Source organism: Micromonospora sp. Llam0 (genome assembly GCF_003751085.1).
In the GTDB taxonomy this organism is placed as follows: Bacteria; Actinomycetota; Actinomycetes; order Mycobacteriales; family Micromonosporaceae; genus Micromonospora_E.
This window is the reverse complement of record NZ_RJJY01000002.1, coordinates 854489-869552: the sequence shown is the minus strand read 5'-3', so window position 1 is coordinate 869552 and position 15064 is coordinate 854489. Positions and strand designations below refer to the sequence as shown.

At 71.4% G+C, this 15064-nt stretch carries 12 protein-coding genes; 7 read left to right on the top strand and 5 right to left on the bottom strand.

All coding sequences use genetic code 11. The features are described from left to right. Nucleotides 1-73 precede the first annotated feature (73 nt). The 3 genes from pstB to EDC02_RS31285 form a co-directional block, all read right to left on the bottom strand. A complete protein-coding gene (gene pstB / locus EDC02_RS31295; RefSeq protein ID WP_123605855.1) occupies nt 74-949 on the bottom strand; it encodes a phosphate ABC transporter ATP-binding protein PstB in 876 nt (291 codons plus the stop codon). Between the two features lie 437 nt (nt 950-1386). Next, nucleotides 1387-2298: a mycothiol synthase gene (gene mshD / locus EDC02_RS31290; RefSeq protein ID WP_233606541.1), complete on the bottom strand. Its 912-nt coding sequence runs from the start codon at nt 2296-2298 to the stop codon at nt 1387-1389. Nucleotides 2299-2346: 48 nt separating this feature from the next. After that, nucleotides 2347-3285 (bottom strand): polysaccharide deacetylase family protein, encoded by a 939-nt coding sequence (locus tag EDC02_RS31285; RefSeq protein ID WP_199757983.1) that lies wholly within the window; start codon nt 3283-3285, stop codon nt 2347-2349. A 363-nt stretch (nt 3286-3648) separates the two neighbouring features. Here EDC02_RS31285 and EDC02_RS31280 point away from each other — a divergent pair. Continuing rightward, nucleotides 3649-4526, top strand: a protein-coding gene (locus EDC02_RS31280; protein WP_370461505.1) for an IS5 family transposase whose coding sequence is annotated in 2 segments (ribosomal slippage) — nt 3649-4038 and nt 4041-4526 — 876 coding nt in all. Because the reading frame shifts where the segments join, the coding sequence is not laid out codon by codon here. Between the two features lie 18 nt (nt 4527-4544). Here the strand turns inward: EDC02_RS31280 and EDC02_RS31275 are convergent. Continuing rightward, nucleotides 4545-5261 (bottom strand): response regulator transcription factor, encoded by a 717-nt coding sequence (locus tag EDC02_RS31275; protein ID WP_123605854.1) that lies wholly within the window; start codon nt 5259-5261, stop codon nt 4545-4547. A 341-nt stretch (nt 5262-5602) separates the two neighbouring features. Between EDC02_RS31275 and EDC02_RS31270 the strand changes: the two genes are divergently transcribed. The 6 genes from EDC02_RS31270 (at nt 5603) to EDC02_RS31250 (ending at nt 10173) form a co-directional block, all read left to right on the top strand. Continuing rightward, nucleotides 5603-6778: a hypothetical protein gene (locus tag EDC02_RS31270; RefSeq protein WP_370461587.1), complete on the top strand. Its 1176-nt coding sequence runs from the start codon at nt 5603-5605 to the stop codon at nt 6776-6778. Between the two features lie 111 nt (nt 6779-6889). Further along, complete coding sequence (locus EDC02_RS31265) at nt 6890-7702, top strand: DUF2993 domain-containing protein (protein ID WP_123605853.1); 813 nt, start codon at nt 6890-6892, stop codon at nt 7700-7702. Nucleotides 7703-7801: 99 nt separating this feature from the next. Next, nucleotides 7802-7912: an Ms5788A family Cys-rich leader peptide gene (locus EDC02_RS42970; RefSeq protein WP_370461622.1), complete on the top strand. Its 111-nt coding sequence runs from the start codon at nt 7802-7804 to the stop codon at nt 7910-7912. Between the two features lie 223 nt (nt 7913-8135). After that, nucleotides 8136-8984 carry a sulfurtransferase gene (locus EDC02_RS31260; protein ID WP_123605852.1) on the top strand — a complete coding sequence of 283 codons (849 nt, stop codon included), beginning with the start codon at nt 8136-8138 and terminating at the stop codon, nt 8982-8984. A gap of 2 nt (nt 8985-8986) precedes the next feature. Beyond that, the gene (locus tag EDC02_RS31255; protein WP_123605851.1) at nt 8987-9328 is read left to right on the top strand and encodes a DUF1416 domain-containing protein; all 342 of its coding nucleotides are present in this window, start codon (nt 8987-8989) and stop codon (nt 9326-9328) included. Between the two features lie 362 nt (nt 9329-9690). Further along, nucleotides 9691-10173 carry a lamin tail domain-containing protein gene (locus EDC02_RS31250; protein ID WP_158632382.1) on the top strand — a complete coding sequence of 161 codons (483 nt, stop codon included), beginning with the start codon at nt 9691-9693 and terminating at the stop codon, nt 10171-10173. A gap of 104 nt (nt 10174-10277) precedes the next feature. Here EDC02_RS31250 and EDC02_RS31245 read toward each other — a convergent pair whose 3' ends face one another. Further along, nucleotides 10278-14810 (bottom strand): S8 family serine peptidase, encoded by a 4533-nt coding sequence (locus EDC02_RS31245; RefSeq protein ID WP_370461621.1) that lies wholly within the window; start codon nt 14808-14810, stop codon nt 10278-10280. Nucleotides 14811-15064: the final 254 nt, after the last annotated feature.

The following is a 15064-nucleotide window of genomic DNA, read 5'->3' as shown; positions in this document are numbered from 1 at the left end:
TGTAGCAGTAGAGGCGGCCCGGGGAACTCCGAATTCGGAGTTCCCCGGGCCGCCTCTGCTTGGTCCTGCGTCGTCAGCCGAACCGGCCAGTGATGTAGTCCTCGGTCCGCTTGTCACTCGGGTTGGTGAACAGCTTGTTGGTGTCGTCGAACTCGACCAGCTGGCCATGCCGCTCCTGATCCTCGTCCACCTCCGCGGTGAAGAAGGCGGTGTAGTGGCTTACCCGAGCCGCCTGCTGCATGTTGTGGGTGACGATCACGATCGTGTACTGGTCCGACAACTCGTGCATCAGGTCTTCGATCTTGTTGGTCGCGATCGGGTCCAAAGCCGAGCAGGGTTCGTCCATCAGGATGACGTCCGGCCTGACGGCGATCGTCCGGGCGATGCAGAGCCGCTGCTGCTGGCCACCGGACAGCGACAGGCCACTCGACTTGAGCTTGTCCTTGACCTCGTCCCACAGGGCGGCACCTCGCAGCGCCTCCTCGACCAGGTCGTTCATGTTGCTGACCTTCATGCCGGTGACCCGAGGTCCGTATGCCACGTTGTCGTAGATCGACTTGGGGAAGGGGTTCGGCTTCTGGAACACCATGCCGATCCGGCGTCGCACCTCGATTGGATCGACCTCCTTGGCGTAGAGGTCCTGTCCGTGGTACTTGACCATTCCGGTGACTCGGGCGCCGGGAATCAGATCGTTCATCCGGTTGAGCGACCGGAGGATCGTCGACTTGCCGCAGCCCGACGGGCCGATCATCGCCGTGATCTTGTTCTGCTCGATCTTCATGTTCGTGCTGCGGACAGCCTGGTACGCGTCGTAGTAGACGCTGACGTCGTCGAGCTCCATGACGGGCCCGGCATCCGGACGTCCTGGTTGCTCGTTACCGGTGCGCTGGGTGCCGATCCCGGTTGTGTTGATGCTCACCGACGGCCGGTTGGAGGTGGTGGAGGTCATGTTCCTCTCCTCGGTGTCTTCCTGACAGGGGTAGCGGAGGGGACTGTCATCGAGGTACGCCTACCACGGTTCTGGAATCTCTTGCGGACCACGACAGCCACCGAGTCATCAGCAGCACGACGCCGAGCAGTAGCGGGCGCGCCGCGTGAGCCCGTTGCGGTTCACCTGGGAAACCTATCTGTAGGGGTGCGTCAGACCCGATCAGCCTGACAGTCAAGGCTAGAAGGGGCAGGTAGCCGTCGACCCGGACGCAAATGAACGATGGATGAACAGAAAAGCCCGGTGAGTTTGCCAGTGGCCCGTGGGCAGATGTCCGTTAAGTGAACTGGCGGCGCTGCGGGTGATCTTTGGTTTATATCCGACCATCTGCGACGTGTGTCGCCTCTAGTCGATCCCTGTCGCCGCATCAGTGATGCGAGCCCTTAGCGATCGCGTCGCTACCGCTTGTAGTTGACGTCGGTGGACCAGCGCAGGAAGCCGAGCCGGGTGTAGAGCCGTACCGCGGCGGTGTTCGACTCGTCGACGTAGAGCATCGCCCGGTGCAGCCCGGCGGCGGCCAGATGCCGCAGCCCGGCCAGGGTCAGCGCGCGGCCGAGACCGCCGCCGTGCGCGTCCGGATCCACCCCGAGTACGTAGACCTCGCCGACCGCCGGCCCGGTGTGCACCTTGGTCCAGTGGAAGCCGAGCAGCCGGCCGGCCGGATCCTCGGCGACCAGGAAACCGGCCGGGTCGAACCACGGCTGCGCGATCCGGGCGTGCAGCTGCGGCAACCCCCACCGGCCCTGCTCGGGGTGGTCGGCAAACGCCTTCGCGTTGAGCGCCACCCAGGCGTCGTCGTCCTGACCTGGCACGAACGACCGCATCCGCACCCCGGCCGGCAGGACCGGCTCGGGCAGCGGTTCGGTCAGCTTGCGGCGCAGCTGCAACAGCACCCGGTCGCGGACGAAGCCGTAATCGAGGGCGAGGGCGGCGGCCGACGGATGGTCGCCGTGCGCCCAGACGCGCAGCGGGGTGGCCGGGTCGACGGCGTCGAGCAGCCCGGCGAGCAGCCGACGACCGTACCCGCGTCGCCGGTGTGCCGGGTGGACCACCAGCTCGGCGACCGGACCGGCCGGATCGGTCGGGTCGAGGTGCCCGTACCCGATCGTCTCGCCGGCCGGGTCGGAGAGCGTGAGGTGCCGGGCGGACGTCGCGTCCCGCAGGCCGATGACGACCTGCTCCGGCAGCGGGTCGGCGCCGTCGGTGTCGGCAGCGGCCGCCGCCAGCTTCAGCACCCGGTCGACCTGGGCGGGGTGGAGCAGGTCGGACCACTCGACGGTCACGGTCGTCTGGGTCACCGGATCAGCCACGTGCCCCACCGTATCTCCCGTCCGGCCCGTCCGGCCCGGGTCAGCGGGTCAGAGCTGGCCGGTGCGCAGGTGCAGCCGGCGGCTGCGCTGGTCGGCCGGTTCGGCCATCGGCGGCAGCGCGTCGACCAGGAAGCGCTGGCGCAGGTTCGGCAGGATCGAGCGCAGCGCCAGCACCGTGCCGGTCCGGTTGCCGCCGGCGTCGTGCAGCAGCACCACCGACCCGGGTATGGCCTGCGCGGTCACCGTCGCGGTGATGCTGCCCGCACCGGGCTGGAAGTAGTCGGCCGGGTCGATGGTCCAGTGGATCGAGGTCATGCCCAGTTCCCGCGCCACCTCGACCACGGCGGGAGTCCAGAAGCCACCGGGTTGGCGGTAGTAGGAGACCGGGTAGCCGGGGGCGGCGGCTCGGATCGCCTCGGAGGTCCGGGTCAGATCGGTGCGGATCGCGGCCGTCGGGTAGCTGCCGAGGTCGAAGTCGTGGCTCCACGAGTGGTTGCACAGGGTGTGCCCGTCGGCGGCGATGGCCCGGACCAGCTCCGGATGGGCGACCACGTTCCGGCCGACCAGGCAGAAGGTCGCCTTCACCCCGAACTGGCGGAGCACGTCGAGGGTCTGCTGGGTGTGCACCGGGTGCGGGCCGTCGTCGAAGGTGAGGGCGACCGCGGCGCTGCCGCTGGTCCGGCGGGTCCCGTGCGGTCCGCTGTGGTCGGGGGCCAACGGGGCGTACGCCGGCAGCCGGGCCGCCGGCCGGTCGGGGTCCGGTGTCCCGGTCGGCGTCGCCGGTGCCGCCGTGGACCGGGTCGGTGGCGGCACCAGGTCGGGGTCAGGTCCGCTGCGGGTCGGGCCCGGTGCCGGCGCGGGCGTGGGACCCGGGTCGGCCCGGTCGACTGGCGCACTGCTGGAACCGAGTAGGTACGCGCTGGTCAGGAGGGCCGCCACTGCCACTGCGGCGATGGTCAGCCCACGTAGACCCGCCAGCACCGTCACTGCAGCCCTCCCGCCGTCGGTCTGTTGTCGGGCCGACGCTAGGAGACTGCAATTGGCTGGTTAGATGAAACGGGAGATAACCGATTTAAACGATCTATTCGGACGAAAAACTGAGGCACCATCCGGACAGATCCGAATGGCGCCTCAGTTGATGTTTCGGTGTTGCGCCACGCGGGGTGGCCGGATCCGCTAGACCGGCAGCCGGTCTGGCTGGACCTGTGGGCTAGGGCGTGTATCAAAGTCGGCCGTGGGCGGGTGACGAACTTCCGGCGTGTCGCTGCCCGGTAAACAGCGAGGCCTCCGGTAGATGGCTTATCGACCAAGACGAACCATCAACACGGAGACCTCGTGACCAGCGTAGCGGTGACGAGGCGGCACGACCTGACGGACGCGCAGTGGGCAGTCCTGGAGCCTCTCCTGCCCACCGCACGCCGACCGGGCCGACCGCCCGCATCAACGAAACGGCAGCTCATCGACGCGATCCGGTGGCGCACACGGGCCGGCGCCCCGTGGCGGGACATCCCCGACCACTACGGCTCCTGGGCGGCGGCGTACGCCCTGTTCCGCCGGTGGCAGCGCGACGGGACCTGGGCCAGGATCCTGACCGCGTTGCAGGCCCTGGCCGACGCGGCGGGACGGATCGTCTGGGACGTGTCCGTGGACTCCACGATCAGCCGAGCGCACCAGCACGCCGCCGGAGCGCGTAAAAGGGGGATCTGCAGGCCGAACCACCCGGCGGTACCGGGTCGGAACCCGACGACCACGCGTTGGGGCGTTCCCGTGGCGGACGGACCACGAAACTGCACCTGGGCTGTGAACAGGGACAGAAACCGCTGTCGATCGTGCTGACCGGCGGGCAGCGTGGCGACAGCCCGCAGTTCACGACGGTCCTCGACGGTGTGCGGGTGCCCCGGGTCGGGGCCGGTCGGCCCCGGACCCGTCCGGACCGGGTGCTGGCGGACAAGGCGTACACGTCGAAGGCGAACCGTGCCTACCTGCGTCGACGGGGTGTCGCCGCGACGATCCCGTCGAAGGCCGACCAGGACGCCAACCGGCGGAAGAAGGGGTCGAAGGGCGGCAGGCCGCCGGCCTTCGACCCCGAGATCTACAAGCAGCGCCACGCGGTCGAGTGCGGGATCAACCGGCTCAAGCGCAACCGTGCCGTCGCGACCCGCTACGACAAGCTCGCGGTCCGGTACGAGGCGACCGTGCAGGTCGCGGCGATCAACGAGTGGCTGTGACCGACTTTGATACACGCCCTAGACCGGCAGCGGTGCGGGCTCGGTGTCCGGCAGCGACGAACGGCTCGGCGGTACCACGAACTTGTAGCCGACCTGGCGGACCGTGCCGATCATCGACTCGTACTCCGAGCCGAGCTTGGCCCGCAGCCGCCGCACGTGCACGTCGACCGTACGCGTACCGCCGAAGTAGTCGTAACCCCAGACCTCGCGCAGCAGCTGGTCGCGGGTGAAGACCCGCCCCGGGTGCTGGGAGAGGAACTTGAGCAACTCGAACTCCTTGTACGTCAGGTCGAGCGGACGGCCCTTGAGCTTCGCGGCGTAGGTGTCCGGGTCGATGGTCAGCTCGCCGGCCCGGATCAGCCCGCCCGCGCCTGACGTGGCGTTGGTCAGCCGACCGACCGCCAGGCGCAGCCGCGCCTCCACCTCGGCCGGGCCGGCGCTGGCCAGGATGACGTCGTCGACGCCCCAGTCGGCGTTCAGCGCGATCAGGCCGGCCTCGGTGACCACCGCGACCAGCGGGACGCCCAGACCAGTGGCATGCAGCATCCGGCAGGTCGCACGGGCCTCGGACAGCTCCGACCGGGCGTCGACCAGGACCGCGTCCGGGCTCGGCCCGGAAACCAGGGTGCGGACGTCGCGGGGCGCGGTCCGCACCGAGTGGGGGAGCAGGTCGAGTGCGGGCAGTACGGCCGACGGCTCGCCCGCACGGGCCGTTACCAGCAGCAGGATTTCCACACATCACCTCCGTCCTCGCGGCCTGTCCCGGCCGCGCGTGGTGACCGCGGACGCCGGCCACGTGGCCGTCACCGCAGACAGTGGCGTCGAACCCCGGCTTCGCTGACGGGTGGTTAAGCCATGAGCTTAACCGATTAGGTGCTGGAAACACCCGGGCGGTGAGCTGTTCATCTGTGCGATCGGCCATAACGGCCCGGTGCCGTCGCCAGCGGGCCACCCGCCCCGTCTGGCACCATCAGGGCGTGCATCCCTCCACGCCATCCGAGACCGGTCGCGGACAGTGGCCTGACGGTAGCCGACAGCCTCCGACCGGGCCACCGCCCGGTGGGCGGCCCGGCGGCATGCGGGGCGGACCCGGCCGCGCCGTCGTCCCGGGACCGCCGGACCCCGGCCAACCGGTGCCGGGTCGGGCACCGGCCCCAGGCCGGGCGCCCGCTCCCGGTCGGGCACCCGCGCCAGGTCCGGGTCGGGCGGCCGCGCCGGTACCGGGTCGGGCACCTGCTCCCGGCCCGGCCCCGGGTCGGGCTTCAGCACCTGCCCCGGGCCACCCGCCCGCTCCCGGCGGTGCGGCCGCTGCGGCCGGTGAGGCCACCGGCCCGTCGGGCGCGGTGGACAGCCGGCCGGCGGACCGGCCGGACCGCACCGGGGAGCAGGAAACCGTCAGCAGCCGGTCCACGTCGGAGCCGGTGCCGGTCAGCCGGGCCATCTCGCTCACCGTGGCCGGGTTCTCCGTGCTGCTGGCCATGGGGCTGATCTTCGGTGCGCAGACCGCCGGGCCAGGGCTGGCCCGGACCCCGTTCACCATCGTCGTCTTCGGCGTACAACTGCTCTTCGTGATCTCCTGGACGTTGGCGATCCGGCCACCGGCGATGCCGGTCATCGGCGGGGTGAGCCTGCTCGCCGCGGCCGCCGCCGACATCGGAGCGTTGCTGCCGACCGTCGCCTCGCTGGCCCCGGTCGGGTACGCGGCGGCAGGTGGCTTCGTCATCGCGGTGCTCGCCCAGCTGATCCGGCCGGCCGACCGCACCAGGGTCACCGAGTCACTCGGCGTCACGTTGCAGATCGTCGTCGGAGTGGTCGCCTTCGCCACCCTGATCGTGCTCAGCCGGCTGCAGCTCGGCGGCACCCAGACCATCGTGGTGGCGCTGGCCGGCACCGGCATCGCCCTGATGACCGCCCGGCTCACCGACGCGGTGGTGGCCCGGCCACGGCTCGCCCCGCAGGTGCCCCGAGGTGCCACCGGAGTGGTGCTCGGCGCCATGGTCGGCACGCTGGCCAGCGCGGTGCTCGGCATCTACGTGGTCGGCTTCACCCCGGTCACCGCAGCCCTGGTCGGTCTGGTCGCCGCCAGCGCGGCGGTCCTGGTCGACCTCGCCACCGGCTACGCCGAGGCCAGCCGGCAGATGGCCGGGGATCCGCCGACCATGTGGGTGGCCCGGCACATGCAGGGGCCGCTCGGCGGGTTCGCCCTCGCCGCGCCGCTGTCCTACGCCCTCGGTGTGCTGATCTTCAACTGAGGCGCCGGTCGGTCAGGTGAGGCGCATGGTCGGTCGGGCCGATGCCGGGTGAGCCGTATTCAGGTTGGGTAGATACGGTACGGCGCATCCGTCCGCAGCCGAGGAGGCACCGTGTCGACCTATCCGGCGTACCAGGAGGAACCGGTCCGCCGGTCGCGTTCCCGGCGGCAACCGGGCCGACGAGCACGCCGGCTGCTGGCCGTCGTCGCGGTGCTGCTGCTGGTCCTGGCACTGGTCCTGGTCGTCGCCGACCGGGTCGCCGTCGCGTACGCCGAACGGGCGGTCGCTGACCAGATCCGCCAGCAGGTGGCCGGGCAGAACATCGAATCCTCCGAGCCGGAGGTCTCGATCGGCGGGTTCCCGTTCCTCAGCCAGGTCGCTACCGGCCGCTACCAGTCGGTCTCGATCGTGCTGCGCGACGTGTCGGCGGCGGTCAACGGCAACAGCGTGCGGCTGCCCACCCTCGACGTCGACGCGCGGGGCGTACAGGCGCCGTTGGAGACGCTGCGCACCGGGCAGGGTGAGGTCACCGCGGAGACCGTGCAGGGCACCGCCACGGTCTCCTACGACAGCATTGTGCAACTGATCGACCAGCCCGGTGTGGAGTTGTCCGAACAGGATGGACGGCTCGGCGTCACCGCCCCGGTGGACATCCTCGGTCAGCAGGTCACCCTGACCGGTACCGCGGACCTGGAGGTCGCCCCGGGCGAGGTGCTCCTGCGCTTCGGTGAACTGGCCGCCGAAGGGCTGCCCGGCGACGAGGCGGCCCGTGGCTTCGTCGAGGCCTACGCCCAGCAGTTGTCCATCGCGGTGCCGCTGCCCGCCCTGCCGTTCCAGCTCGACCTGCAGGAGGTGGCCGTGACGCCGGCCGGCCTCGCGGTCACCGCCACCGCCACCGACGTGCCGCTGAGCGCGCTCGGCTGACTGGCCTTCTCGGCTGGCCGGCGCACTCGGCTGGCCGTCTCCGGCGGGGTGGCGTAGGTCTCAACGCGCGGATGTCCCATTGCGTGGTCGGATCGGTGACTGACCGGAAACAGGCTGGTAAGCTTCGGCCCCATGGGGAAGTTCCTCACCAAGCGGCGCGCGGTCGACCTGTGCCGTGTGGCCACCTGCCTGTGTCGCCCTGTCCTCTGACGGCGGGCTGACCCGGCGGGCTTTCGCCGACCCTTCCAACGGTCGGTGACCAGCGCCGAAGAATTCTCACCATCGCCCGGCAGCGGCGCCGTCGCACGTCCGTGATCCGTCCTCCAGGGTCCCGCACAGGTGCGACAACCTGCGGCGTGGACTCGCCACCGATCCGCTTCCTCCGTACCGGCGGCCCGCCGGACCAGGGGGAGACCAACCAGGGAGTGATCTGATGAGTCGCGACACCGCACTCGTTTCGGCCGACTGGGCCGAGAAGAACCTCGACGCCCCGGGCGTCGTCTTCGTCGAGGTCGACGAGGACACCTCCGCGTACGACGGCGGGCACATCGCCGGCGCGGTCAAGATCGACTGGAAGACCGACCTGCAGGACCCGGTACGCCGCGACTTCATCAACAAGTCGCAGTTCGAGGCGCTGCTGTCCGGGCGGGGCATCGGCAACGACGACGTCGTGGTGCTCTACGGCGGCAACAACAACTGGTTCGCCGCGTACGCGTACTGGTACTTCAAGCTGTACGGCCACCGCGACGTCAAGCTGCTCGACGGCGGCCGCAAGAAGTGGGAGCTCGACGCCCGTCCGCTGACCACCGAGGTGGTCGCCCGCCCGGCCACCCAGTACGTCGCCCAGGAGCCGGACAGCTCCATCCGGGCGTTCCGCGACGAGGTGGTGGCCGCGATCGGCACCCAGAACCTGGTCGACGTCCGCTCGCCCGACGAGTTCGCCGGCCGGCTGCTCGCCCCCGCCCACCTGCCGCAGGAGCAGGCGCAGCGGGCCGGGCACATCCCGACCGCGGTCAACGTGCCGTGGTCCAAGGCCGCCAACGAGGACGGCACCTTCAAGTCCGACGACGAGCTGCGCGCCCTGTACGCCGAGGCCGGCCTGGAGGACGGCAAGGACACCATCGCGTACTGCCGGATCGGCGAGCGTTCCTCGCACACCTGGTTCGTGCTCAAGGAGCTGCTCGGGCACTCCAACGTAAAGAACTACGACGGGTCCTGGACCGAGTACGGCTCGCTGATCGGCGTGCCGGTGGTGCTCGGCGACGAGCCCGGGAAGGCGTGACGATGACCGCTGCGACCACACCGAACGCCCCGACCGCGGCGGGTTGCGCCGCCCCGGACCAGGCGGCACCGCTGCCGGCCAGCGTCGACCTGGCCAAGGAGACCGTGATCACCGGCACCGTCCAGTCCGCCGACGGCGAGGCCGTGGCCGGCGCGTACGTGCGGCTGCTGGACGCCACCGGCGAGTTCACCGCCGAGGTGGTGACCTCGCCGGCCGGCCAGTTCCGGTTCTTCGCCGCACCGGGCAGCTGGACCCTGCGGGCCCTGTCCCGGCACGGCAACGGCGACACCCCGGTGACCGCCGCCCAGGGAGTCAACGAGGTCTCGGTGACCGTCGGCAGCTGACGCCCCGGCCGACCCGCCGACAGGCCGCCGCCCCCGGAACTCGTTCCGGGGGCGGCGGCCTGTCGGCTTCATGACCGACATTGGCGGCGGATTCCCCGCCGTCGGGCCCCGCTGTCGCCCTGTGGACAGCGGAAACGGCCGACCGGCGGCGTCACCCTGGTCGCTCCGGCCGGTGGCCACGCCGACAAGTCACCGGCGTCCGACATGACGGCGCGGCAGGACGAACTGACTTGATGACGTCACTCTCTGGTGAATTGGGCGGCCCGTCACCCACAATTCTTCGTGGCGGTAGCGGGCGTACGGCGAATCGGATTTCGATTCTTTCGATGCCTGCGAGAATTGCTCATCCCATGGGGGGAACCATGAGAAAGACTGTCGGTGTCCTGACTGCGGCGATGCTCGGCCTGGTCACCTCGATGACCATCGCCGCGCCAGCCAGCGCCGGGGCCGCGAGCGCCGCGCCCAGCCTGCGGGTGCACAGCGTCCAGTACCACCCGAACGGCGTCGACGACGGCAGCGGTGCGTTGGCCAATCGGGAATGGCTGCAACTGATCAACCGAGGCAAGACGGCGATCAACCTGCGTGGCTACACGGTGCACAACAAGAACGGCCGGACGTACCGGTTCGGTGACGTCGTCATCCCCGGAAAAGGCGGCCGGGTGTGGCTGCGTTCCGGCGCCGGTGACGACACCGCGCGGACCGTCTACTGGAACACCGCCGGGTTCGTGTGGAACGCCGACGGCGACAAAGCATTCCTGCGAAACCGTAAAGGCCACGCTGTGCACACCTGCTCCTGGTCGTACGTGAAGGGCCGGGACTGGGTGCGATGCCCGGTCAACCCGTGACAATTCCGGGTTGACCGTCGGCGGGTGCCGGGCCAGAGCTGGGCTGGCCCGGCACCCGTTCTCACCGTCGGTCAGACGCGCCGGCGGTCGGACCGGTCACCCGGTCAGATCCCGCCGAGGCGGGCCGGGCAGGGATCGACCGGTTCGAGCACGCTGTCGACCGTGGTGACGATCCCGGCCGGCAGCCGCTCCTGCCGGGCCTGCGGCACCCAGCCGTCCTTCGCGGTGATGATCTCGTACTGCCCGCGTGGCAGCCAGTACGCGTACCCGCCGTCGGCACCGGTGCGCAGCGTGTAGCCGGTGCCCGGATCGGTCAGCGAGTTCAGCCGGATCGTCGCCCCGGCCACCCCGACCTCGACCCCGGCGCAGCTGACCCCGGTGACCGTGCCCTGCACCTTCGCCCAGGACGCCGGCGGCGAGACGTTCATCTGCACGTCCACCTGGCCCACCGGGTACGGGGTGTCGGACCGCAACCCGAGGGTCGCGGCGTACCGGCCGGGCTGGTCCACGCCGGCCTCGGCGGTCGCCGCCAGCGTGACGGTGACCGTCCGGGAGGCACCGGGTGCCAACGTGAAGCTGCCCGGGTCGGTGACCAGCCATGGCAGGTCGGCTGCGGCGTCGCACAGCTCCAGCCCGGCGAGCACCTCCACCTGCGCCGAACCGACGAACGAGCTCGGCGATCCACCGACCTTGTACGCCCCGCAGGCGCCGGCGCCCCGGTACCGGGCGAACTCGGTGTTCGGCAGGTCCCGCCACTCACCGGCGGCCGGGTCGAAGCCGACCGTACGGTTCGTCACCGTGGTGGACGCCCCGGTCACGCCGCCGGCGATCACCAGCAGGCCACCGGCCGCCGCGTACTGCCCGCCCCACAGGTCGAGCGGCAGGTCCGGCAACGGGCTCCAGGCGTCGGTGGCCGGGTCGTAGGCGTACGTCGACCGGTACTCGACGGTGCCGGCGCCGCCGGCGCAGTACGCCAGCTCACCGATCCCGCCACAGGCCAGCCAGGACGCGGCGACCGGATAGTCGGCCCGGGACCGGAACGTGCCGGTGCCGGTGTCGAACGCCAGCACCGTACGCGAGTCGGTGCAGGTGCCGTCGATGCAGCCGCCGATCAGGTAGATCGTGCCGCCGATGACGGCGGACCCGGCTGCGGCCCGCGGCGCGGGGCTGGTCACCCCGGACAGTGTGGCCCACGTCCCGGTCGTCGGGTCGAACACGTCGACGCTCGCCACCGGAGTCCCACCGGCGCCCCATCCGCCGAACAGGTACAGCTTGCCGCCGGCCGCGGCGAGCGCCGGCTTGCTGCGGGCCGTCGGCAGGTCGGGCAGGGCGCTCCAGGCGTCGGTCACCGGGTCGTAGACCCAGGCGTCCCGCTCGGTGCCGGTGGTGCTGCCACCGCCGACGGAGTAGACCTTGCCGTCGAGCGTGGCGGCCGCGTTGTCGAAGATGGCGGTCGGGTGGTCCGGGGCCCGCGTCCAGGCATCGGCGGCCGTCCCGGCCGTCTCGCCCGCGATCGCCGACGCCGCGGTGATCCGGGTCGGCGCGGCACCGGCCGGGGCACCGTACGCCGGACCCTGCCAGGCCTTGCTGATCCCCTTCACCTTGTGTTCGGTCAGCGGGGCGCCGTCACCGGACAGCAGGCTGAACCCATCGTCGCCGGCCAGCATCTCGACCTCGGCCGGTGCGCTGCCGGTGTTGGTCACCGTCACCTTGGCCTTGCGGGTGCTGCCGTACGGCTGGTGGGACACGACCGGGTCGGTCGGGCTGATCGCCAGCCGGCCGGCCTTGACCGAGAAGTCGGCCCGGCGGGCCCGGTCGGCGACCACCGTCACCGTCCGGCTCCGCACCTGGTACGGCGCCCGCGTCGCGGTGAACTCCTGCTTGCCGACCAGCGGCGAGAAGAGCTGGTAGTAGCCGTCGGGCAGGGCCGGGTCGTCCGGCGTGGCGGCGGAGACCGCCTGTACCGTCGGGTCGGTGGCGCTGGCCACCGTGACCCCGTTCAGCGCGGCCCCGGTGTTGTGGTCGGTGGTGTTGCCTACCAGCAGGCCACCGGGCAGCGGGGTGCAGCTGCGGTCGACCACCTCGACGTCGTCGACCTGCCACCACCAGGCGTAGCTGCCCTGGAAGCGGAACCGGATCAGCACCTCGTCGGCACCGGCCACCGAGGTCAGCGGGATCTCCTCGGTGCGCGGTCCACGCCGGCTGGTGGTGTACCGCCACACGTTGGTCCAGCTGGCGCCGCCGTCGACCGAGACACCGATCTCGGCGCTGTCGCTGAGCCCCACCGCCCGCCAGTCGCTGGCGAACCGCAGGTACGGCGCGTCCGCTCCGGACAGGTCCAGCATCGGGGTGACCAGGTCGGTGTCCTGGACCGCACCGACGCCGAGCGCGTCACTGTCGATGTTGGCGAAGCCGCCGTCACCACCGGTCAGGTTGCCCCGGGAACCGATGTCGGAGAACTCCCAGCCGCCGCCGTCGGTGCGGTTCACCACCGACCAGCCGTCCGGGGTGTCGGCGGTCGGGAAACTCTCGGCGAGCACCGGGTCGCCGAAGCTGGCCACGTACCCGGGGGTGACGCACTCGGCGGTGACCGGCACCGCCAGGTGCACGGTGCGGTCGGTGTCTCCGGCCGGCACCTCCACCCGGGCCGGCTGGTATCCGGCGAGCGTCGCCGTGGCGACCAGCGTCACGGCGGTGCCGCCGGGCACGGTCAGCGTGTAGCGGCCGGATGCCGGGTCGGTGTAGGTGGCCGTCTCGGGCCGCCCGTCGACCTCGACCCGGGCGTAGAGCGGCCAGCCGTGGCCGGCCGCGTCGGTGACCCGACCGCTGAGCGTGACCAGGGTGGTGGCGGCCAGGTCGAAGTCCTGCTCGACGGTGCCGTCCTCGGCGACCGTGACCGTGGCACTGGCCGACTGGTAACCGAAGGCGCTGGCGGTGATGGTGTGCTCGCCGGTCGGCAGGGTCAGCGCGTAGCCGCCGTCGGTGCCGGTGGTGACGCTGCGGTCGCCGGTGGAGACGGTGGCGCCGGGCAGCGGGTCGCCGTCGCCGGTGACCACGCCGGTCACCCGGCCGGCGGGTCCGCGCGGGGCGGCCTCGACGGCGGCGTACGCGTCGAGCCGTCCCTCACCGAAGTTGTTGTTGTTGGCGGCGGTGCCGCCGCAACTGGTGTCGTCGGTGTCGATCGCGGTGCCGTCCAGCAGGGCCCGGGTGGCGGCGATGTCGCCGTGCAGGGTCGGCGCCGCCGACCAGGCCAGCGCGACGGTGGCGGCCACGTGCGGGGAGGCCATCGAGGTGCCGTTGAACGCCGCGTACCCGCCGCCGGGGATGCTGGAGCGGACCGCGGTGCCGGGCGCGGCGATGTTCGGTTTGACCGATCCGTCGACCAGCGAGGCGCCCCGGCTGGACCGGGCGGCGATCCGGTGGTCGGCGTCGTAGTTGCCGGTCGCGTACGCCTGCGGGTAGTCGCCGGGGGAGTTGGCGGTGCCGCAGCCCGGTCCGTCGTTGCCGATGGCGAACGCCGGGAAGATGCCGGCGGCGATCCAGGCGTCGACGGTCTGCCGGTACCACGGGTCGTCCTGCCCGCCGCCCCACGAGTTGTTGACCACGTCGGCGCGCAGTTCCGGTCGGGGGTTCGCGCCCGAGGTGTCGGTCGGGGCGAGCACCCACTGGCCGGCGGCCAGCAGCGACGCGTCGGAGCAGGTGTCCACCTCGCAGCCCTTGGCGGCGATCCAGCGGGCACCGGGTGCCACGCCGGTCTGGTTGTCGCCGCCGTCGTCGCCGGTCATGGTGCCGGTGACGTGGGTGCCGTGACCGTTGTTGTCACAGGGGGTCCCGGCCGGGCAGATGCCGGTCGGGTCGAACCAGTTGTAGTCGTGGTCGTAGCCTCCGGTGCCGGCTCCCCGGTAGCTGGCGGCCAGGGCCGGGTGGTCGAACTCGACGCCGCTGTCGATGGTGGCCACGACGATCCCGTCGCCGCTGGTGCCGAATTCGGACCAGACCTGTGGCGCCCGGACATCGTCGATGTTCCACTCGACGGCCGTGGTGCCGGCGTCGTCGCCGACCGGCGGCACCGGTTCGGCTGGTTCCGGGGTGAGCAGCGGGTAGCTGTGGACCGGTTCGAGCTGCTGCACCTCGGGCAGGGCGGCGATCCGGTCGGCCAGGTCCCGGTCGCCGGTGACCCGGACCGCGTTGGCGATCCAGTACGCGGTGTAGCCGGCCTTCCGCCCGTCGAGCAGTTTGCGCAGGCTCTGCTGGCTGCGCTGGGCGGTGGTGGTCAACTCGTGGTAGACGGCCTCGGCTCGGGCGTCGGCGCGACGGTCACCGGCCGGCATCCCGGCGCTGGCGGCGTCGGCCGCGCCGGACAGGTCGGCGCGGTCCCGCAGGTAGACCATGAAGTCGACGGTGCCGTCCCGGTCCAGTTCGGCGGCGAGTTCGGCGCTGATCGGCGCGGTGGCCGACCCGTCGACCGGGCCGGCGCCGGGTGCGGCGGTCGCGGCGGCGGGTTGGGCGGTCACCGCGAGCAGGGTGATCAGCCCGGCGGTGAAGATCCGATGCAGCAGCCGGCCCGGGCCGCCTCGGACGCGGCGGCGGGCGGTGCTGCGGTCACTATGGTGTCGTCCGGTTCGGCGGCGGGGCAGGTCGACCACGCGGTCCCCCCATGCTCGTAGGCGGTCCGTACTCGTCGAACCGCGGGATCAGCGGACCGGAAAGCCCGAAATCCGCCCAAGACGCGTGCGGGTTGTGCTCTACGGATAGTTTTCGCACGGCGGCTACGAGTCATGCTTTAGTGGGCGACGTTGGTGATCAATGGGGTCTGTTGGGCAGTTTTCAGGCAGTACCCGGGCAACACGTGGTCGAGCGTCGGGCCGCAGTGGTATCGGTGACTGTCGCT

Coding starts and splice junctions, on each gene's coding strand:
- EDC02_RS31270 (WP_370461587.1), top strand. CDS start 5,603: ATGCGGGGCGGACCCGGCCGCGCCGTCGTCCCGGGACCGCCGGACCCC.
- EDC02_RS31260 (WP_123605852.1), top strand. CDS start 8,136: ATGAGTCGCGACACCGCACTCGTTTCGGCCGACTGGGCCGAGAAGAAC.
- EDC02_RS31255 (WP_123605851.1), top strand. CDS start 8,987: ATGACCGCTGCGACCACACCGAACGCCCCGACCGCGGCGGGTTGCGCC.
- EDC02_RS31250 (WP_158632382.1), top strand. CDS start 9,691: ATGAGAAAGACTGTCGGTGTCCTGACTGCGGCGATGCTCGGCCTGGTC.
- pstB (WP_123605855.1), bottom strand. CDS start 949: ATGACCTCCACCACCTCCAACCGGCCGTCGGTGAGCATCAACACAACC.